We start from the raw sequence: 18,826 nt of genomic DNA on the forward strand, positions 1-18,826 counted from the left end.
TAACTGTAAATCAATTAGTTAATAATTCCGTTTTACGAAATCGGAAATTGTTCGGACAGATATGTCCCTTTTTCTTTGTTGCCGTTTGCAAATTCGTAATAAGATTTTAAAAGTACAGCGGCAATATCGTCCATCTTTAAATTATAGCCACTGTTTGCATAAGCTAATGCTTTAGGCATATTTTTCTGACAAAGGTAAATCCATGCTATTTGAACATGAACTTGTTCATAATATGGCCGCTCTTTTAGTAAATCGAAAAATTGAGGTAATGCTTGGTCAAATTTACTTTCGTTTGATAGCGCCCAAGCTTTGTCAAATTTTTCGTAATAATCTTGTGAAAACGTGTTTTTAGTAAAACCAAAAAACAAAAGCAGGATGATGATTAGTTTAAAAATAGAATTTGAAGTATGTGGCTTTCTCATACTTACTAATTTAAATCTAATAGATGTTTGATTTGTACCCTAAATTACGGGTAATAGAATACCTATAAATACGTACAAAGTATTTATTTCTACTACTAATTATCATTTTATTAAGAAATAAAATGATAATTAAACTATAATTTAGATGAATAGAAAATTATTTTGGTAGTTGAAAAGGGTGAAAAATTAATTTTAATTTAATTATCGTTTGCTCTCTGTTTAAGTTGCTTTATTAACTCTGTTCTAAAATCCCTTTCAGCTAAATATAATGCTTTTAATTTTTCTGGATTTAGAGATTTCCTAAATTCATTTCTATATTTTTTTTTGAGCTCTAATATTTTTGTGTCAAATATAAAGTCATCATCTACAGATTTATTAGGATTTGTACTGTTAAGCTCACGAGCCTTTTTTTTCTGTTGTAAAAGTTGCGCAGTTTCTTTTTGATATTGTTTATAAACTGGCCAAAAACTAGCTGATTCTTCATCAGTTAAATTTAACCTACCAGAAATGAACCCCATTTTAATAGCTTCAATTTGTTGTGTCTTTTTATTTCTGCTTTGATTTTGCTGTGCAAAAGCAATATTTGTAGCCATAAATAGCGCAAAAAAAAGTATAGTAATAATATTTTTCATGCTTATTAAGGAGTTTTATTTAAGTATTCTTGAATATCATTAGTAGAAGAATTTTCTAATTGTAGCGAATTTGGTTCTTCTAAATTCTCAATTATTAAAGACAAATCATTGGCATCTACGTTAGACTGTAAATAGTTTTCAATATCCTCATCTGCAATTTTTGATAGTTGATAATTGACGTTATTGGTGTGTTGTATATTCATATAAACACCAACAGATGTTGCAAATAAAATACAGGCAGCTGCGGCATATCTAATAAAACTGATATTAAATATTTTGCTTTTATTTGTGCTTTTTACCAATGTTTTATCTAAAATAGTAGTTTTAGATTTTTCGAAATAATCATTAGGGGTATTAAAACCTGCATTGCTGTTTTTAATATCTAGCAATGAGATTTGAGACGTTATATCGTTTTGTAAACTATCGAAATAATTTGTTGGAGTTGTAAAACCTTCGCTATTAATACCTAGCTGGCTCAAATTAATACTGCTTTTAATTTGGTTGTTTAAGTCTTCAAAATAATTTTCGGGAACTATAAAAGCTTGTTTACCTTTAATTGAACATAAAAGAGGTGCTTCTTTTTCCCAATCCATGTAATCTTCCTCTGTTTTCATTGTATTATTGAGTGATTAAAGTTTAAAAGGTTTAATCTGTTGAAAGTAAATGTTTCTCTATTTTTTTAACAGCTAAATGGTATGATGCTTTTAAGGCGCCCACACTTGTGCCCAAAACATCAGATATTTCCTGAAACTTCATATCGTCAAAATATTTCATGTTAAAAACAAGCCTTTGTTTTTCGGGCAAAGTAATTAAGGCTTCTTGCAATTTTTTTTGAATGGCATCGCCAGTGAAATAATTTTCTTCGCTTAAATAATTGGTAAGTTGCTCAGAAACATCATCAAATGGGATGTTGTTTTTGGCTTTCTTTTTATTGAGGAAAGTAATGCACTCGTTACTGGCAATTCTATAAAGCCAAGTGTAAAGTTGAGCGTCTTGTCTAAAATTTATTAAGTTTTTCCAAACTTTTATAAATACTTCTTGCACTATATCATCAGCATCATCATGGTTTAATACCATTCTTCTAATATGCCAATAAACTTTTTGTTGATACTTATTTAGTAAGAGAGAAAAAGCCTCGTTCCTTGTTTTTTCGTCTTCAAATTTTTGAAGTATAACTGAGTCCTCTATAATCATTCTTATAAAATAATTAAGCCGAAGTTGAGAAACTTCGGCTTAAAATACAAATGTTTAAAAGTTAATTATTTTCTTTTCATCACTTTTTGCACCGCCTCAATAATATTGCTACTATCTAAACCGTATTTTTTCATTAATTGTGCTGGTGTACCACTTTCTCCAAAAGAATCATCAACAGCTACAAATTCCATAGGAGTAGGAGTGTTGGTAGATAATAATTGAGCAATACTTTCGCCTAAACCACCGTAACGGTTATGCTCTTCGCAAGTTACTACGCAACCAGTTTTTGCAGCTGATTTTAATACCGCTTCTTCGTCTAGTGGTTTAATGGTGTGAATGTTGATGATTTCTGCGTCTATCCCCATTTCTGCAAGCTTTTCACCCGCTAAAATAGCTTCCCACACTAAATGTCCGGTCGCAAAAATACTCACATCTTTACCTTCGTTAACCATCCACGCTTTACCAATTTCAAATTTCTGATCTGCAGGTGTAAAAACTGGAACTACCGGGCGACCAAAACGTAAGTAAACAGGGCCATGAAACTCGGCGATAGCCTCTGTTGCTGCTTTGGTTTGGTTATAATCACAAGGATTTATAACTGTCATCCCCGGTAACATTTTCATTAAGCCAATATCTTCTAAAATTTGGTGAGTTGCACCATCTTCTCCTAAAGTTAAACCAGCGTGTGAAGCGCAAATTTTAACGTTTTTATCAGAATAAGCTACAGATTGACGAATTTGATCATAAACTCTACCTGTAGAAAAGTTTGCGAAAGTACCTGTGAAAGGAATTTTACCACCAATTGTTAAACCAGCTGCAATACCAATCATGTTTGCTTCAGCAATACCTACTTGTACAAATCTTTCTGGAAACTCATTAATAAAGTCTTGCATTTTTAGTGAACCCACTAAATCTGCGCAAAGTGCTACCACTTCCGGGTTTTTTCTTCCGGCTGCTAATAAACCAGCACCAAAACCAGAACGGGTATCTTTACTTTCTGTATATGTATATTTTTTCATTTTTTATCTATTTTAAATTTAGGCATTCAAGAGTGCTACGCAGTTTTTCATTGTTTTTTAATTTAATTGATGGCATTCAAGAGTGCTACTCTTTTTTTATAGTTTTAAGGAGTTCATTAGTAGTGGGAGTTCATTAGGTTTATTTAATGTAAATAAAGAGTTCATGAGGCTTTGTTTGATTTTTACTCACCACTCACCACTCATCACTAACTATCTTAATAATCTTCGTAAGTTTCTTCTAACTGCGCTAAAGCTTCTCCTAATTGTTTTTCATTAGGTGCAACACCATGCCATTTATGAGAACCCATCATAAAATCAACACCGTTACCCATTTCAGTTTTCATTAAAATTAAAATAGGTTTGCCGTTTCCGGTTTTGGCTTTTGCTTGCTCTAAAGTTTTTACAACTTCATCCATTTCGTTACCGTTCATTTCCATCACATCCCAGCCAAAAGCAGTAAATTTTGCATGTAAATCTAACAAGCCTAAAACTTTATCAGTAGGTCCGTCAATTTGTTGTCCGTTAACGTCAATAACTGAAATTAAGTTATCCACTTTGTTAAATGGTGCAAACATTGCAGCTTCCCAGTTTTGGCCTTCTTGCAGTTCTCCATCACCTTGCAAAGTATAAACAATTCCATTGTCTTTGTTCATTTTCTTAGCTAAAGCAGCGCCAATAGCAACAGACAATCCTTGTCCTAAAGAACCAGATGCAATTCTAATCCCTGGTAAACCTTCGTGGGTTGTTGGGTGCCCTTGAAGTCTTGAGTTTAGTTTTCTAAAAGTTTTTAACTCCTCTTTATCAAAATATCCGGCTCTTGCCAAAACACTATAAAAAACTGGTGAAATGTGACCGTTTGATAAAAAGAAAAGGTCTTCACCTTTACCATCCATGTTAAAAGATGGGTCGTGTTTCATAATTTTAAAGTATAAAGCAACCAGGTAATCAGTGCATCCTAAAGAACCTCCAGGGTGGCCAGACTGGCACTCGTAAACCATTCGTAAAATGTCTCTTCTTACCTGAGAGGCCATACGTTTTAAGTCAGTATTTTCTAATGTCATAATTGATTGTTGTAAAATTGTTACTAAAGTAAAAAAATTACTGGAAAGGCATAATAATAATGAACCTTAAACATGTTAACAACACATTGTGGAAAACTTTTGGCTGATAATACTTTTTTATAAATAATCTTTGTTTTAATAAACGTAAAGCGATGTTTTACTACATTGAAAATGTTTATAACTTAACGTTGATAACTTTTTAACAACATGCAAAAAACTTTACAAATCATTAAAGCAAATTTAAAGCCCAATGTTTTCACTACAATTTACTTTCTGTTTGCTATCTGTATCGGTTTTAATCATTCTGGTTTTGCACAAGGTTCTGTAGGTATTGGTACTCAAACTCCCAATGCAAGTGCAGCTTTAGATGTAGTTTCTACAAATAAAGGTTTGCTTACACCAAGGTTAACAACCACACAAAGAGATGCAATAGCAGCGCCAGCCAATGGTTTGTTGATTTATAATACAGGGACTTTAAAATTTAATTATTGGAATGGAACCACTTGGATTGAGATTGGGGCTGGTGTAGAATGGTTTACAGGGCAGGGTGTTCCTCCTGGTAGCACAAGCCCTACACAAACAATAGGTAAGCTAAACGATTTGTATTTAGATATTTCTACAGGTGATATATATCAACAAGAATTAAGTTCTCTAAATCCACTTGTATTAGCATGGAGAAGATTAGTAATAGGTAAAAGAAGCGAGAAAATAGAAGTTTCTAGTGCTGGATTTTCAATCCCTGCAAATTCCTCATCACCACCACAAACTTTTCCCTTTGCTGGTGCATTAACCGATTTTGCAGTTGTTTGCTCTCCTAAGTTTAACTTACCAGATGGAATTATAATAGCCTATGCTAGGGTTAGCGCAACAGATGTAGTAACTGTTAAATTTTACAATGCAACCAACGGAAACTTAAATGTACCTGCAGGAGCTTACGAAATAGCTATCATTAAATAATTATAAATGAGATTTAAATCTACACTATTTCTTGTTTTTTTATTAAACGCTGGTATCCACACTGGCGCAAATGCCCAGTTTGTAAATAACGGAAGCAATATTATTATCCAAAACGGAGCATCAATAAACGTTGTTGGCGATTTTAATAATATCAGCGGAAGCATTACCAATTTAGGAAACATAAATGTAAGTGGCAATTGGGCTAATGCTGATGCCCAAGGAGTATTTACGTTACCTTCTTCGGGCTTAGTAACTTTAAACGGAGCAAACCAAAATATTGGTGGCACTCAAAAAACTGTTTTCCCAAACTTAACATTAGCAGGCACCGGCATTAAAAAATTGTTAGTTAATACAGATGTTAGAGCGAATTTAGACTTAGCAGATAGGGAATTAGCATTAGAAGATAAGAATTTTGAAGTTTTAGGAACTACTCAAACATCTTTAATATTTACCACAGGTTTTATAAGCACTAATTTAAAAGGTTTTTTATACAGAAACACCAGTAGCGGTGCAACTTATACTTACCCTTTAGGTTCTAACCTTTCGGGAAGTTTTAAATATAGACCAGTAACAGTTTTAACTAAAGACAATTTAAACAACAGCATAGGCTTAAGTTTTGTTGAAAAAGACCCCAGTAATGAAGGTTTTAGCAGAGATGCTAAGCGGTTTGATGTTAATGAAGTTAATCCTTTATTCTTCTATCTTCTAGATCAGAAAACAGGCACAAGCTTAGCAGATTTTAATTTCTTTTACAACAATCCTTTAGATGGAAATTTTAACCAATTGGTTAATTGGGTTAAGTTTAATTTATGGGAAAAGGCAGGTATATCAAACCAACAGCCTGTTTTAGGCAACCCTCAATACAATCAGGTAATGACATACTCTACACTTCAACCTGTGAGTTTATTGTCAATTACCATGTCATCAATAACTCCAAATAACGACCCTATTACCATTTTCAATAGTTTTTCTCCAGACGGAGACGGTAAAAATGATAAATGGGAAATTAAAAATATAGACTTATTTCCTAATAACGAGTTAACCATTTTGAATAGATATGGTAGTGAGATTTTAAAAGTTAATGGATACAATAATGCCAATGCTTGGGACGGCGGAAGCCTAAATAACGGAACTTATTTTTACCTGCTTAAAGTAAATATAAACAAAGAGCAAAAGGTTTACAAAGGATTTATAACACTGCTTAGAAATGACTAAAATAAAGAAAAGTGCTATTATATGCTTTGCTTTATTAGCAAGTGCTTTTTATGCTGCGGCGCAACAAGACGCTCAGTATAGCCAGTACATGTTTAATAGTTTAGTTATTAACCCAGCTTATGCTGGTTATAAAGAAAGTTTAAACTTAAGTGCTTTACACCGTACACAATGGGTAGGTTTTGAAGGTGCACCAAAAACACAATCTATTGTATTAGATGGTAGTTTTAACAACGACAAAGTTGGCTTAGGTTTAAGTATTGTTAATGATAAAATAGGTTTGCAAGGACAAACAAATGCATACTTTAATTATGCTTACCGATTAAAAGTTGGTCAAAATTCAACTTTAGCACTAGGTTTAGGAGTTGGTATTGCCCAATTTACTTTAAATAATTCAGATGCTAATTTTGAAGATCCATCTGACCCTAATTTTGGAGGCGGAAGACTTTCTTTTATAGCACCAGATGCTAGAACAGGGGTTCACTTTAGCAGCGATAAATTTTATGCAGGCTTATCAACTACAAATTTATTTTCTCAAGTAATTGATTATAGCTCAGCAACAAAAAACTTAGTAGTTAAACAAGGCAGGCATATATTTTTAACCGCAGGTTACTTGTTTGATATTACCGATTTTTTAAAGTTTAAGCCATCTTTTTTAATAAAAGAAGATACTAAAGGTCCAACCAATTTAGATATCAATAATTTTTTCTTATTAGGGGAGCGAGTGTGGATTGGTGCATCGTACAGAACATCAGTTAATATTTGGAAAAAGAACAGTGTGATTGGCTCTGTAAATAGCGCTAATGCTGCTGTTGGAATGTTAGAGGTTTACGCAGGTAAAGGTTTTAGGTTAGGATACGCTTACGATTATTCAGTTTCTTCTATTAGAGGTTTTGATAACGGGTCGCATGAGATTTCTATAGGTTATAACCTGAGTGCAAGAAAAGATTATAGAATACTTTCACCACGATATTTTTAAGGTAATGAAAATAAAAAAGCTATTATTAATTATTTTTTGCATCGGGATTATTATTTACATAGTTCCCCTTAATTTACTGTCAGACGACTTAGGTAAAGCAAATAAGTATTACGAAAAGTACGATTATAAATATGCAATAGAAATCTATCAGAAAGTGATGGATAAAAACCCAACTGTAGAAACGGCAGAAAAATTAGCCAATTGTTACAGGTTTACAAACAACTCCATAGAAGCAGAAAAAGCTTATGCAACAGTTTTAACTTTCCCGGGTTTTGACCCAATTAATTATATTTATTACGCAGGTGCTTTAAAGCAAAACGGAAAATTTGAACAAGCTAAACGAAGTTATTTAACTTACGCAGAAAGAGTGCCTTCTAAAAGTGAGGAAGCTATAATTTTAGCCAATGGGTGCGATGCCGCTCGTATTTGGCTAGAAAATCCAAACTTAAATATCGAAATTGTAAACGAAAGTGGTTTCAATACCGATAAATCTGATTTCTCTCCAATTCCTTACAATAAAGGATTCATTTTTGTATCTGACAGAGAATTTATAAAACCAGAAAGTAAAGGGAGCAAATCTTCTAAAATTTACGGTTGGACGGGTAACCCATATCTTAAACTTTACCAAGCAGAAAACGTAGATAGCGAATTTAACGGTAGTTTAAAATTGACTTTAATGCCCGAAGAAATTAATGATAATTACCACTCGGGGCCGGCTACTTTAAGTGCTGATGGCAATACTTTGTACTTTACTAAAGCAGGTGTGCCAGATAAATCTGAAATGCCAGCTAAAAGCGAAGATTTAGTTTTTAAGAAAGCTATTTATTATGCAGTAAAGCAAGGTGGTGTTTGGGCGCAAGCAGTAGCATTTCCCTACAATAAACCATTTGAATATTCTGTGCAACACCCAGCATTAAGTGCGGATGGTAAAACATTGTATTTTGCTTCGGATATGCCTGGAACTTTAGGCGGTATGGATATTTTTTATTCTGAAAACACAGGTTCTGGCTGGTCAAAACCAAAAAATTGTGGATCAGAAATTAATACTAAAGAAGATGAGGTTTTTCCTTATGTGAGAAAAGATGGTAAGTTATATTTCTCATCAAGAGGGCATATTACTATTGGTGGTTTAGATGTGTTTTCTGCAAAAGGTAGCAAAGAAAAATGGACTGAACCCGAAAACTTAAAAGCCCCAATAAATTCTACAAAAGACGATTTTGGTATTTATTATTTTGATGATAATTTAACAGGTTTCTTATCATCCAACAGGCCAGGTGGTAAAGGTATGGATGATATTTACCAGTTTAGTGAACGCCCTAAAGAAATGTTTTTTGCAGTACAAGGGCAAGTGGTACAAAAAACGGATGGTGCACCAATGGAAGGTGTTAAAGTTTATTTGGTTAACAAAAACACTGGTGCAGAAAAAAGCTTAATCTCTGATGAAAACGGAAGTTTTAAATTCGATTTAGAAAAAGAAACTGATTATACCGTTCGTGGAGATTTAGATAAATATTACAGCAGACAACAAGGTGAAATTAGTACTAAAGGCACAAGCGAATCTACAGTTTACAATGTAAAGTTTGAGGTTGAAAAAGGGGAGGATGCTTATTTAGTGAGGTTGAACAATATCTATTACGATTTCGATAAGTTTAATATTAGAAAAGATGCTGAACCAGAATTGGAGAAAGTATTAAATTTTATGAAGAGCACACCTAATGTTAATGTAGAGTTGCGCTCGCATACAGATGCTAGAGGTAAGGCTACCTACAACATGACATTGTCCGAAAAAAGAGCTGCCTCTGCAGAAAGTTATTTATTAAAAAAAGGAGCTAACAAAGAACGTTTAAGCGCTAAAGGATTTGGAGAAACACAATTATTAAACAAATGTACCGATGGTGCAAAATGTACTGCTGCTGATCATCAACTTAACCGTAGAACAGAATTTAAAGTGGTAAAGGTTGACCCAGTAATGTCTTACGTTCCGAGTTATAATTTATACCCAATATTCCCTTTAATATCAGGCACACAATAACAATAAAACATAGATTAGATTAACCCTAAGAGAGGCTACTTTTGCACAAGTGGTCTCTTTTTTTTGGAAATTAGTATTGTTATTAAAGGACTTACTTGTGTTTGGTGAAAAACAAAATTCTCGTTTAACTATGTTAAAAAAGTTTAACTTATTACATTATATTGTTTGTAATTCTATATTTTAGGTTGAAGGAAGTTGGTCATTAAATGAGGCATTTAAACAAGCTAGTGCAAGCTAAATGTCATTAAGTTAAGAATTTCGTCATTTTGAACGCAGTGAAAAATCTCACAAATAGGTATTATATACTATGAGTAGATCTGCTTGTGAGACGTTTCGTTCCTCAACGTGTCGCAAGTTTCCCTTAACTTAACACATGAAAAAAATCAAGAAACAACCAAGAGTGGTTGGTGATAACCACAGAGTTTGATGATAACATCAACCACAGAGTTTATATTAGCTGTTTGAGTTATTCCACGTGTCTAATCAACTTAATAATAAATTAGGATTTGCAAACCGTTTTAGAAAATTCAAATAGTAAAAAAAAAGTGGTTGGTGATAACACCAACCACAGAGTTAAAGTGGTTGGTGATAACACCAACCACAGAGTTTGGTGATAACACCAACCACAGAGTTGGTGATAACACCAACCACAAGTAATTAGCTAAAGAAAGGTAAAACTTTACAACCCAATACTAAGCCCACCTTTCAATTCCATAATATAATTTGAGGTATTGTTTTCTATCCCTAAAGCACCTGGGTTTTTGGTAACACCAAATATTTTCATGTATCCACCGTCAAGTCCAAGATGAAAAGTTACGCGTTTCCAAGGGCTTTTTTCAGCAAATAAGCTAACTAATCCTCCAGCTCCAACTCTACTTTCATAATTTTGTGTAAAACCAGTGTATTCTGCTTGGTTAAATTTAGCAACAGTAGCTAAAAACCTAATAGAAGTAAAGCCATTTTTATTTCCTGCAAAGCCTCTAAAATAAGATCTTCCGTAAGTCTGAATATCATAACCGCCATCTATTCTTGTATAAAAACCACTATCACCAAATTTTCCTATTCTAACTTCTGCAGTTGGGCCTTTAACCACTCTGTAATCAGAATTATTTCTGTAAAAGCTAGTTGTTTCAATGTTTCCTTTAGTACTAGAACCTACTCTAAATTTCGTCGATTTGTTTACCATTTTATCTGTGGTGTGTAGCGTTCCTCCAAAGGCAACTCCGGTAAAAGAACCTAAACTAAGTTTTGCATTTACATCAACACGCTTATTCAATTGGTAGGCAGCTTGTGTGTAAACTTCTCCTGTAATTTGAGTAGAAGCTAACTCAACATAAGGAATATAAATTGCCAATCCTGGTCTAACTCTTAGTTTACTCCAGTCTAGGCTTTCTTGTATTACAACTGGGTTGGTTTCTTTTTGAGCCATTGCGCTAAAAGATGTAGTTGCTAATGCAAATGCAATAAGTGTTTTTAATTTCATTTTTTTTGATTTAGATTTTTTTTTGATTGATTTTGAGCTTTTTAAATTCTGTTTAAATGTTCGTCATAAGTTCTATGAAATTTGTTTTCTAATGAAATAGAATCAGTTTTGATAGAATTTTATCTTAAAATAATTCTGCACCAAACCTTATAATTTCATTAAATAGCTTATAAATTTCATACGTCAAAATTGGTTTTTACAAAGAGGTGATACCATACGAAGAACTGCGTATTTTATGCTATTTTGATATCGAAATTTGAATTTTTTAATAATTGAGGTATAAATGCTGTAATTTTTGGTCTAAAAAACAGCTAACACACTAATGAAATTGACAGAAATATTAACAATTAGTTAGATTAGATTAACTAAAGAAGAGGCCACTTTTGCACAAGTGGCCTCCTTTTTTTGTTGTATTATTTTTTAAAACTTACTTATCATTAGTTTAATTTCTCGACTTTATTCTTTGCTGTTCTTCTATTTGATTAGCTCTTTTATTTGCTTTAATTTTTTGGTTACCAAAGCGATAGCTTAAACCAAAATACGCTCCACTACTTTCCCATTTACGCACACTAGATTGATTGATATCGCCGGCTAATGCCGTTTGTGCCCATCTTTGGGTATTAAAAATATCGCGATAAGCTAAGTTTAAAGTCATTTTATCGCCAAGCAACTGCTTTTTAAAAGCTACATCTACACTCGTAATAGCTTTTGTCTTATAAATTGAAGAACGACTTGCATAGTTAAACCAATTGCTTAAAGAAGCAGTCCATTTTTTCCCTAAATCAAAATTATTACTGATGTATGAATTAAAACCTAAACCGCCATTGTTGATATTTCCCAAGCTGCTTATTTTGCTTAAATCTGCTTTGTAGAACTGATAATATGGCTCTGCAGAAGCGTAGCCGCTCCAAAATTTAGCAATTTGGAAAGGTGAACTTACATTGATATTTAAAAAACTTCTGGTACCCGCATTTACCCATTTTGCTAAAGTTTGATCGCCTGTTTGGATGATGATATTCTCTTGCAAATTTTTAGTCTGATTAAAATTTAGTTTGATTTGAGTTTGCCCTTTCCAAGTAAAATCTAGACCTAAGCTTTGGGTATATTGAGGCAATAAAAGTGGATTACCTTGTTGTGCGTAATAAGAATCGGTACGATAGATATACGGATTTTGATCTTGAAAAGATGGGCGGTTTAACCTCTTGGTATAAGAAAATCCGAAAGAATGATTCTCATCTTTTTGGAACCTTAAGAATAAAGTAGGAAAAACATTAAGGTACAAACTGTCAGATAGTATTGTTTTACTTTGATTATTATCTAATGATTGCCCTTTGCTTTGTGTAAGCCCTGTTCTTAAACCAGCATTTAAACTCCATTTATTAAAATTTTTATTGAAAGAACCATAAGCAGCATAAACTTGCTCACGGTAATTAAAATCATTAGCTTGGTTCTGTTGTTGCTCCATAGCATTTTGCTGCATGGTTTTTAAATTATTCTCGGTTTGGCTTGATGTAAATTTAAGCCCACCTTCAAATTTCCCGTTCTTTAAAAACTTAGTGCTCAAATCTGCTTTAGCAGAAAATAAATTAATTAATACCTGTTTTAGTATCGTTATCAAAACGGTTAATGCTATTGTTGTTATTAAAAGTGTTAGAAACAAAATTTGTTAAGCTAGCTTTATAATTAAGCCAGTCGGCCTCTACATTTAAAGTTTTTCCGGTAGTATCCTTAAACTGATAATTCAAATTAGTATTCAATCTATTCTCGGTAAGGTTTGCAGTAGTAACGGTATTTAATATTTGGTTTTGGTTGCCACTTTGAATTAAAGTAGTAGCATTTGAAGGGAAATTGTCCCAAATCTGATTGTAATTAACAATCGCACCAATGGTGTTTTTGCTATTTAACTGATAATCTACACCTGCCCTTGCCCCTGGTTTTTTATATCCTTGTTGCTCAACACCGCTTTGCATAAAAGTTTTATCTGCTAAATACCTGTCACTTTTAACGGTAGTAAATTGTAGGCTGTTATCATAATTACCATTGGTAAAAACATTAACGTTTTTTGCCTTCCAGTTCATGTTGAAAGCACTGTTTTGGCGGTAATTTTGCATTTGTTGATAGCCTAAAGTTACGCTGCCGTTTGTTCCATACTGGTTAGATTTTTTGAAAACGATATTGATAATTCCGGCGTTACCTGCAGCATCATATTTAGAAGATGGATTAGCGATCACTTCTATGGTTTTAATATTTGCAGCATCGGTAGCCTTTAATAAAGATGCAATTTGCTGAGCGCTTAAATTTTGTAACCTACCATCTAATAAAACCTGTATTCCTTTTTTACCGCTCATTTGGATATTATCTTGCCCATCAACTGTTACGCCTGGGGCCAATCTTAATAATTCTAAAGCGTTAGTTCCGGCCGCATTGGGCATTGCATCAATATTTAACAAAACTTTATCGGTTAAAACCTGAACCAATGGAGTTGCACTTTTTACAACTACTTCCATTAAGTTTTGAGTTTTAATAGTATCTACTTTTACGCTATCTTTTTGTTGTGCGCTTACTTTAAAAGCTAAGCCAATTGCAAGGATGAGTACTAAATTTTTCATGCTGTTTTCTTTTGTTTCTCCAAAGGTGTGGCAAAAAGAAAGGCGCATCGCTTCAAATCATAATTTGAGGCGTTAAATAGGTATCAAATTATAATTTGAGACTTGTTTCATAAAAAAGGTTAGAAATATTTGGGCGTTTCCGCCAAATGGCGGTCGGGCTATCCATTACAATCTTTTTTGCGTACTCTTCGACTACGCTCAGAGAGACAAAAAAGGATTTCCATTGCTATCCCTAACACAAAAAGAACGTATTAATTTAGATACTCTTTAGGGTTTTTATTGGTGAATTTTTTAAAAGCTCGGTTAAAAGTAGCTTTAGAATTAAAGCCCGCATCAAATGCAATGGCCAGTAAAGTTTGATTTTTAAATTTCGGGTCCTTTATTCTTTCAATTACCGCGTTAACACGGTATTGATTAATAAAATCATTAAAATTCATCCCGAATTGCTGGTTCACAGCCTTACTTAAAATTACCGAATTGGTAGCTAATTTTTCGGCAATATCGCTCAAAGTAAGGTCTGGTTGTTCAAAAAGCAATTCATCTTCCATTAATTTAAGAATCCCGTTTTTTAACTCAATACCTTTTTCATCTACAGGCAAAACAACCACCTCTTCATCAGGTTTAAGTTCCAAATCTTTTCCTGTTTCTTGGTAGGCTAATAATAATTGAGGCTTAAATTCTATTTTTCTTAAATGAATGTACACCGCCTGATAAGCATTGATAGCGATATAATAAACTACAATGGCAAAAGCCACATAATAAAACCAAGGGCAAAAATATCGCATCTTTTCAAAGAAAGAAAAGTTAGATAAAATATCTTTTATAATTGGTAAAATAGTAAGCAATCCAAAAGCATATAAAAAGTTTCTCAACCATTTTAAGCTCACTAAATCAGCGAAGGACGTGGTGAGTTTAATATATTGTTTGTAGGCTCTAAAATGTTTAATAGAAAGAAACAAATAAACCAAAACACTTAAGGTAGATAAGGCACTGTACCAGCCAGCAAAATCTGGGTCTTCATATTCATTGGTTAAATTGTATTTATCAAAAACTAAAATATCGACGCCTGTAGAAGTTAATCTATAAACCAAATATAAAATAGCGGGTAAAAAATGCAGGTAGGCTTTACCTGTAATTCTAAAATTAAAATCGGTTATGGCTCTTACATAAACATATAGTAGCGGCCCAATGGCCAAAGTATGAACAAAAGGAGTGAAAAATAAAATATCCCGATAAGGTTGATTATCATACCAACCTGCAAAGCCAACCATCCAAGGAACCACTATAAAAGCACCAATAAATAAAAACCAGCCCATCAATTTATCGGCATAGTTTTCTTGCCGGCTACTTCTTATAAAAAATAAGATACTGTAAATGAGAATATGAAAAAAGAAAATCAGCGGAAGGGTACTATAAAGATTAAACTCAAAAAGCATTTTTATAAGTTATTAATTCCAGGTTTATTTATCCTATTATTCTTTAGTAAAAATAGTTTTTTAGGAGCTGAATTTCACTTTTAATGAAATTATTATCTAAATAATTAGCTTTAATAAGTTTAAGTTGTATTCTTTGTCTAAGAATGTGTTTTTTAGATTTACATAATGGTTTCAGTTGGCTTCAAAAGTTATTTCTACGTATTCATTGTTTGAAATACAGGGTAAATATGCTAAATAATTAAACCGTATAAAAGACTGTATATATTATATCATTTCCTTTTGACCAGGGCTTTAATTTTAGCTAAAGTATGAGCTATAAATCGGACCACGTTTAAAACGATTGATGATTTTAAGCAGTTATTTAATTAAAATGAGCTTTTCTTGAAAATGAGCTTAAAGTGCTAAAAAAAACTCCCATAAGGTTTTAAATTATTGTTTGTCTTACAGTTGGTAAGCTTTTTGTTTTAATATCCAAAAACAACAATAATTATGGAAAATCCTCAAGACCCAAAAAATCCAGTTAACGGAGAAGAAAAAGTAATCAACGATTCAGATAAAGTGGTGAATAAAAAAACTGAAAATTTGCATGAAACCACCAACGAAGAGCACTGGGTGCATGATGTAAATGAAGAGTTTGGTGATGATTTAATTTTACCCGACCAAGATGATGACGAGGTTGTAAATTAAATTGCTTTAAAAGTGATTTCGGCAAACTTACCTTCTGGGATGCTGTAATAAAATCTGCCACTCCGTGTTAATCCTACTGCCTCACCTTGTCCTTCAGGTTTGTAGGGGAGGCCAATGTAGGCTCTTTTTATGCATTCCGGAATGGTTTCATTTTCTTTTCTATCCCAATAGTAAATATTTATGTAAGTTTTTACCACCACAACTTTTCCGTCTCTTGAAATATCTCCGGCTGTAACCCATTTAGAAACTTTTGGGGCATTGAAAAATAATTCAGCCTCCTTTTTTAGCGTAATTATTAGCCCTGCTTTACTATTTAATGGTGCAGAGTAAACTCCAACGCTATCTTCTCTTTTAGAAATAATGTATATTTTCTGATCTCTTTTATCAACCATTAAACATTCAGCATCTCTTGACCCGTTTGGATACTTAAATTTAAGCTCTTCAACATCACAAATTTTAAGCTCTTTTTTACTCGTGATTTTTACATCAGGTTCAGTTAATTTAAAAATACTTATGTAAGGCCTTGCCGCTTTATTATCACCAATATCGCCAACGAATATTTTAGAGTTTCCTCCATTTTGGTATGATATGGCAATATCTTCACAATCTTTAACCTCCTTATTAAAATTATAAGTGGCCACAGTATTCCCTTTATCATCAATTAAAAATATCCTGCTATTATCGCCACTATCATTATGTACCCACATTAAATGGTCGCTTAAAGTACTAACGGCAATGCCAGAACATTCATTGATGTTATCATCTTTTAATTTTTGATTTTGCGAAAACGCAAATCCATTAACAAAAAGAACAATAATGAGCAGTAATTTTTTCATGAGATTTAATTAGCAAAAGGCTCTTCTGGCATTACCTCACAGTTTACACCAAACTTATTCAAAAAATCGACCCCTTCATCGTTTTTTAAACCTTTATAAAGCGCATAAGATTCTTTAAAATATACTTGTTTAATGCCTGATGATAATATTAATCTGGCGCAAGCAATACAAGGCGATAGCGTAGTGTATAAGGTTGATCCTTGTATTTGAGTACCGTTTTTAACAGCGTATAAAATTGCATTTTCTTCCGCATGTAATGCTAAAGAACAACTATTTCTTGAATCTCTTGGGCAACCTTCTTCTGGCCATTCCTCATCACAATTATGGGTATCTGGCGGCGGACCGTTATAGCCTATAGATATAATTCTTGTATCTTTTGTTAAAACAGCACCAACTTGTCTTTTTACACAATGCGAGCGAAAAGCAAGGTCTGATGCTAAATTCATGAAAATTGAATTAAAACTTAATTTCATTACTATTTAAAAGCTAATGGATTATGATTTTATGATTAAAAAACCAATCAAAATTGGTTTGACGGCAATAAATATGGCAGCAAAAATCTATAATATTTATAACATTTTGGAGTTTTGATAAAGTATATTTTTTTGCTGATCTTGTATGTTTTGTAAAAGTAATTAAACTAAGGGAATACAAAAATAATAGCAAAATATTTTAGTAAATTTAATATTGATTATAAAATTAAACTATGTATTTGCTTTTGAAAATTGCATATTCGCAATTGCACAGATGCTAAATTAAATTAATGCTAGAACTTATTATTTCGGGAATTGGTTTAGGAATTGTACTCTCTTTCTTAACCGGGCCTGTATTTTTTGCGCTAATTAAAACAAGTATTGAGAAAGGTTTTGCTGCCGGGGTAGCACTTGCAGGTGGGGTAGTTGTTAGCGATTTTATTTACATGACCATTACCCTTTTTGGTACAAGTTTATTAAGCTTTGAAAGCACTTACCGTATCCCAATTGGTATTGTTGGCAGTGTAATTTTGTTAAGCATTGGCTTTTATTATTTATTTAAAAAAGTTAAAATTAATTATACGCAAGAATCTTCTCGCATTAAACACGCTGGCTATTTTTTTAAGGGTTTTTTCATGTGTATTTTTAACCCTTTTATTTTACTTTATTGGGTTAGCGTTTCTAGCGGTGTGTATTCTATTTATGGCGAGTTAACTTCGCAACAAATTATTCCGTTTTTTGGTTCTATATTAATTACATTATTTGGTATGGATACTTTAAAGGCTTATTTTGCCTATAAAATGCGTTATAAAATTAAAGAGAAAACCATCCAAAACTTAAATAAAATTGCTGGCGTACTTATTATAATTTTTGCGTTTAAGTTGATTTACAACTTAGTAGTTGGGCATAGTTTGATATAATTTTATAAACTGCTTTTGCCATCAATAATTAATTCTATTTTGGCTACATTAATAAATAGTTATTATCAATTTCCAAGTCAGATATGATACTTACAGATACGCATACGCATATATATTACGAAACCGATCCCGTTAAACAAACCGAGCAATTAGATAGGTGCTTGCAAAACAATATTTCAAGGTTATTTTTACCTAATGTAAGTAGTACTTCTATTCCTTTAGTTTTTGGTTTAGCATCAAAATTCCCAAATAATTGTTTCCCAATGTTGGGCTTGCATCCATGTGATGTTAATGAGGATTATGAATTAGAGCTAAAGCAGATTGCTGATGCTGTAAAACAAAATAAAATTTACGCAATAGGCGAAATTGGTATTGATTTATATTGGGATAAAACTTTTTTAAAGCAACAACAAAGTGCTTTTAGGAAACAAATTGCCCAAGCTAAAGAATTAGATTTACCAATTGTAATACATTGCAGAGACGCATTTGATGAAGTTTTTGAAATTTTAGAAGAAACAAAAGATGAAAAATTAAGAGGGATTTTCCATTGTTTTACTGGCAATTTACCACAAGCACAACATGCCATTGATTTAGGTTTTTATTTGGGAATAGGAGGGGTGGTTACCTATAAAAAAGCAGGATTAGATAATGTGGTAGCGCAATTAGATTTAGCTCATTTGGTTTTAGAAACAGATTCGCCCTATTTAGCACCAAGTCCATATAGAGGTAAGCCAAATGAAAGTTCTTATTTGGTACATATTGCACAAAAAGTTGCAGACTTGCATCAAAAAAGTTTGGAAGAAATTGCCGAAATTACAACCGCTAATTCGAAGAAAGTTTTTGGCATATAAATCATAAAGCGTTAATTTGTATT

19 protein-coding genes are annotated in these 18,826 nt (G+C 32.7%); 7 read left to right on the forward strand and 12 right to left on the reverse strand.

The window, feature by feature from the left end; genetic code table 11:
- Positions 1 to 32: 32 nt before the first annotated feature.
- The 6 genes from ACFSSE_RS00280 to ACFSSE_RS00305 form a co-directional block, all read right to left on the reverse strand.
- Positions 33 to 422, reverse strand: a complete 390-nt coding sequence (locus ACFSSE_RS00280) for a hypothetical protein (protein ID WP_379041152.1) — start codon at positions 420 to 422, stop codon at positions 33 to 35.
- A gap of 197 nt (positions 423 to 619) precedes the next feature.
- Positions 620 to 1,054 carry a hypothetical protein gene (locus ACFSSE_RS00285; protein ID WP_379041154.1) on the reverse strand — a complete coding sequence of 145 codons (435 nt, stop codon included), beginning with the start codon at positions 1,052 to 1,054 and terminating at the stop codon, positions 620 to 622.
- A gap of 5 nt (positions 1,055 to 1,059) precedes the next feature.
- On the reverse strand, positions 1,060 to 1,668 hold the full coding sequence (locus ACFSSE_RS00290) for a hypothetical protein (RefSeq protein WP_379041155.1): 609 nt from the start codon (positions 1,666 to 1,668) through the stop codon (positions 1,060 to 1,062).
- Between the two features lie 31 nt (positions 1,669 to 1,699).
- On the reverse strand, positions 1,700 to 2,242 hold the full coding sequence (locus tag ACFSSE_RS00295; RefSeq protein WP_449304936.1) for an RNA polymerase sigma factor: 543 nt from the start codon (positions 2,240 to 2,242) through the stop codon (positions 1,700 to 1,702).
- Between the two features lie 71 nt (positions 2,243 to 2,313).
- The gene (locus ACFSSE_RS00300; protein WP_379041157.1) at positions 2,314 to 3,267 is read right to left on the reverse strand and encodes a transketolase family protein; all 954 of its coding nucleotides are present in this window, start codon (positions 3,265 to 3,267) and stop codon (positions 2,314 to 2,316) included.
- A 215-nt stretch (positions 3,268 to 3,482) separates the two neighbouring features.
- Positions 3,483 to 4,328, reverse strand: a complete 846-nt coding sequence (locus ACFSSE_RS00305) for a transketolase (RefSeq protein ID WP_379041158.1) — start codon at positions 4,326 to 4,328, stop codon at positions 3,483 to 3,485.
- 207 nt (positions 4,329 to 4,535) lie between these two features.
- Here ACFSSE_RS00305 and ACFSSE_RS00310 point away from each other — a divergent pair, with 207 nt between their 5' ends.
- Genes ACFSSE_RS00310 through ACFSSE_RS00325 form a run of 4 tightly spaced genes read left to right on the forward strand, consistent with a single transcriptional unit; the run spans position 4,536 to position 9,508 of the window.
- Complete coding sequence (locus ACFSSE_RS00310) at positions 4,536 to 5,285, forward strand: hypothetical protein (RefSeq protein ID WP_379041159.1); 750 nt, start codon at positions 4,536 to 4,538, stop codon at positions 5,283 to 5,285.
- A gap of 6 nt (positions 5,286 to 5,291) precedes the next feature.
- The gene (locus tag ACFSSE_RS00315) at positions 5,292 to 6,500 is read left to right on the forward strand and encodes a gliding motility-associated C-terminal domain-containing protein (RefSeq protein WP_379041160.1); all 1,209 of its coding nucleotides are present in this window, start codon (positions 5,292 to 5,294) and stop codon (positions 6,498 to 6,500) included.
- Complete coding sequence (locus tag ACFSSE_RS00320; RefSeq protein ID WP_379041161.1) at positions 6,493 to 7,476, forward strand: PorP/SprF family type IX secretion system membrane protein; 984 nt, start codon at positions 6,493 to 6,495, stop codon at positions 7,474 to 7,476. The genes ACFSSE_RS00315 and ACFSSE_RS00320 overlap by 8 nt, the downstream gene beginning before the upstream one ends.
- A gap of 4 nt (positions 7,477 to 7,480) precedes the next feature.
- Positions 7,481 to 9,508, forward strand: coding sequence for an OmpA family protein (locus tag ACFSSE_RS00325; protein ID WP_379041162.1), 2,028 nt, complete (start codon positions 7,481 to 7,483; stop codon positions 9,506 to 9,508).
- Positions 9,509 to 10,187: 679 nt separating this feature from the next.
- Here ACFSSE_RS00325 and ACFSSE_RS00330 read toward each other — a convergent pair.
- The 4 genes from ACFSSE_RS00330 to ACFSSE_RS00345 form a co-directional block, all read right to left on the reverse strand.
- Positions 10,188 to 10,991, reverse strand: coding sequence for a hypothetical protein (locus ACFSSE_RS00330; protein ID WP_379041163.1), 804 nt, complete (start codon positions 10,989 to 10,991; stop codon positions 10,188 to 10,190).
- Positions 10,992 to 11,433: 442 nt separating this feature from the next.
- The gene (locus ACFSSE_RS00335) at positions 11,434 to 12,609 is read right to left on the reverse strand and encodes an outer membrane beta-barrel family protein (protein ID WP_379041164.1); all 1,176 of its coding nucleotides are present in this window, start codon (positions 12,607 to 12,609) and stop codon (positions 11,434 to 11,436) included.
- Positions 12,578 to 13,600, reverse strand: coding sequence for a TonB-dependent receptor plug domain-containing protein (locus tag ACFSSE_RS00340; protein WP_379041165.1), 1,023 nt, complete (start codon positions 13,598 to 13,600; stop codon positions 12,578 to 12,580). The genes ACFSSE_RS00335 and ACFSSE_RS00340 overlap by 32 nt, the downstream gene beginning before the upstream one ends.
- Positions 13,601 to 13,851: 251 nt before the next feature.
- Positions 13,852 to 15,036: a helix-turn-helix domain-containing protein gene (locus tag ACFSSE_RS00345; RefSeq protein WP_379041166.1), complete on the reverse strand. Its 1,185-nt coding sequence runs from the start codon at positions 15,034 to 15,036 to the stop codon at positions 13,852 to 13,854.
- Between the two features lie 489 nt (positions 15,037 to 15,525).
- On the opposite strand from ACFSSE_RS00345, the gene ACFSSE_RS00350 reads away from it, so the two are divergent.
- The gene (locus tag ACFSSE_RS00350) at positions 15,526 to 15,723 is read left to right on the forward strand and encodes a hypothetical protein (protein ID WP_379041167.1); all 198 of its coding nucleotides are present in this window, start codon (positions 15,526 to 15,528) and stop codon (positions 15,721 to 15,723) included.
- Here the strand turns inward: ACFSSE_RS00350 and ACFSSE_RS00355 are convergent.
- The gene (locus ACFSSE_RS00355) at positions 15,720 to 16,559 is read right to left on the reverse strand and encodes a hypothetical protein (RefSeq protein WP_379041168.1); all 840 of its coding nucleotides are present in this window, start codon (positions 16,557 to 16,559) and stop codon (positions 15,720 to 15,722) included. The two genes, ACFSSE_RS00350 and ACFSSE_RS00355, sit on opposite strands and share 4 nt — an antisense overlap.
- Positions 16,560 to 16,564: 5 nt before the next feature.
- Positions 16,565 to 17,005 carry a deoxycytidylate deaminase gene (locus ACFSSE_RS00360; RefSeq protein WP_379100641.1) on the reverse strand — a complete coding sequence of 147 codons (441 nt, stop codon included), beginning with the start codon at positions 17,003 to 17,005 and terminating at the stop codon, positions 16,565 to 16,567.
- A 317-nt stretch (positions 17,006 to 17,322) separates the two neighbouring features.
- Here ACFSSE_RS00360 and ACFSSE_RS00365 point away from each other — a divergent pair, with 317 nt between their 5' ends.
- Both ACFSSE_RS00365 and ACFSSE_RS00370 read left to right on the forward strand, forming a co-directional pair.
- Entirely contained in the window at positions 17,323 to 17,952 is a 630-nt protein-coding gene (locus ACFSSE_RS00365; protein ID WP_379041170.1) for a LysE family translocator, read from the forward strand.
- A gap of 83 nt (positions 17,953 to 18,035) precedes the next feature.
- The gene (locus ACFSSE_RS00370) at positions 18,036 to 18,803 is read left to right on the forward strand and encodes a TatD family hydrolase (RefSeq protein WP_379041171.1); all 768 of its coding nucleotides are present in this window, start codon (positions 18,036 to 18,038) and stop codon (positions 18,801 to 18,803) included.
- Positions 18,804 to 18,826: the final 23 nt, after the last annotated feature.

Origin of the sequence: Pedobacter alpinus (assembly GCF_042684645.1) — a bacterium.
Classification (GTDB): Bacteria; Bacteroidota; Bacteroidia; order Sphingobacteriales; family Sphingobacteriaceae; genus Pseudopedobacter; species Pseudopedobacter alpinus.

Bases quoted from the DNA above. Each gene is read 5' to 3' on its own strand.
- ACFSSE_RS00285 (WP_379041154.1), bottom strand. From the start codon at position 1,054: ATGAAAAATATTATTACTATACTTTTTTTTGCGCTATTTATGGCTACA.
- ACFSSE_RS00310 (WP_379041159.1), top strand. From the start codon at position 4,536: ATGCAAAAAACTTTACAAATCATTAAAGCAAATTTAAAGCCCAATGTT.
- ACFSSE_RS00355 (WP_379041168.1), bottom strand. From the start codon at position 16,559: ATGAAAAAATTACTGCTCATTATTGTTCTTTTTGTTAATGGATTTGCG.
- ACFSSE_RS00325 (WP_379041162.1), top strand. From the start codon at position 7,481: ATGAAAATAAAAAAGCTATTATTAATTATTTTTTGCATCGGGATTATT.
- ACFSSE_RS00305 (WP_379041158.1), bottom strand. From the start codon at position 4,328: ATGACATTAGAAAATACTGACTTAAAACGTATGGCCTCTCAGGTAAGA.
- ACFSSE_RS00350 (WP_379041167.1), top strand. From the start codon at position 15,526: ATGGAAAATCCTCAAGACCCAAAAAATCCAGTTAACGGAGAAGAAAAA.
- ACFSSE_RS00370 (WP_379041171.1), top strand. From the start codon at position 18,036: ATGATACTTACAGATACGCATACGCATATATATTACGAAACCGATCCC.
- ACFSSE_RS00290 (WP_379041155.1), bottom strand. From the start codon at position 1,668: ATGAAAACAGAGGAAGATTACATGGATTGGGAAAAAGAAGCACCTCTT.
- ACFSSE_RS00320 (WP_379041161.1), top strand. From the start codon at position 6,493: ATGACTAAAATAAAGAAAAGTGCTATTATATGCTTTGCTTTATTAGCA.
- ACFSSE_RS00365 (WP_379041170.1), top strand. From the start codon at position 17,323: ATGCTAGAACTTATTATTTCGGGAATTGGTTTAGGAATTGTACTCTCT.
- ACFSSE_RS00300 (WP_379041157.1), bottom strand. From the start codon at position 3,267: ATGAAAAAATATACATATACAGAAAGTAAAGATACCCGTTCTGGTTTT.
- ACFSSE_RS00315 (WP_379041160.1), top strand. From the start codon at position 5,292: ATGAGATTTAAATCTACACTATTTCTTGTTTTTTTATTAAACGCTGGT.
- ACFSSE_RS00360 (WP_379100641.1), bottom strand. From the start codon at position 17,005: ATGAATTTAGCATCAGACCTTGCTTTTCGCTCGCATTGTGTAAAAAGA.
- ACFSSE_RS00330 (WP_379041163.1), bottom strand. From the start codon at position 10,991: ATGAAATTAAAAACACTTATTGCATTTGCATTAGCAACTACATCTTTT.
- ACFSSE_RS00345 (WP_379041166.1), bottom strand. From the start codon at position 15,036: ATGCTTTTTGAGTTTAATCTTTATAGTACCCTTCCGCTGATTTTCTTT.
- ACFSSE_RS00340 (WP_379041165.1), bottom strand. From the start codon at position 13,600: ATGAAAAATTTAGTACTCATCCTTGCAATTGGCTTAGCTTTTAAAGTA.
- ACFSSE_RS00280 (WP_379041152.1), bottom strand. From the start codon at position 422: ATGAGAAAGCCACATACTTCAAATTCTATTTTTAAACTAATCATCATC.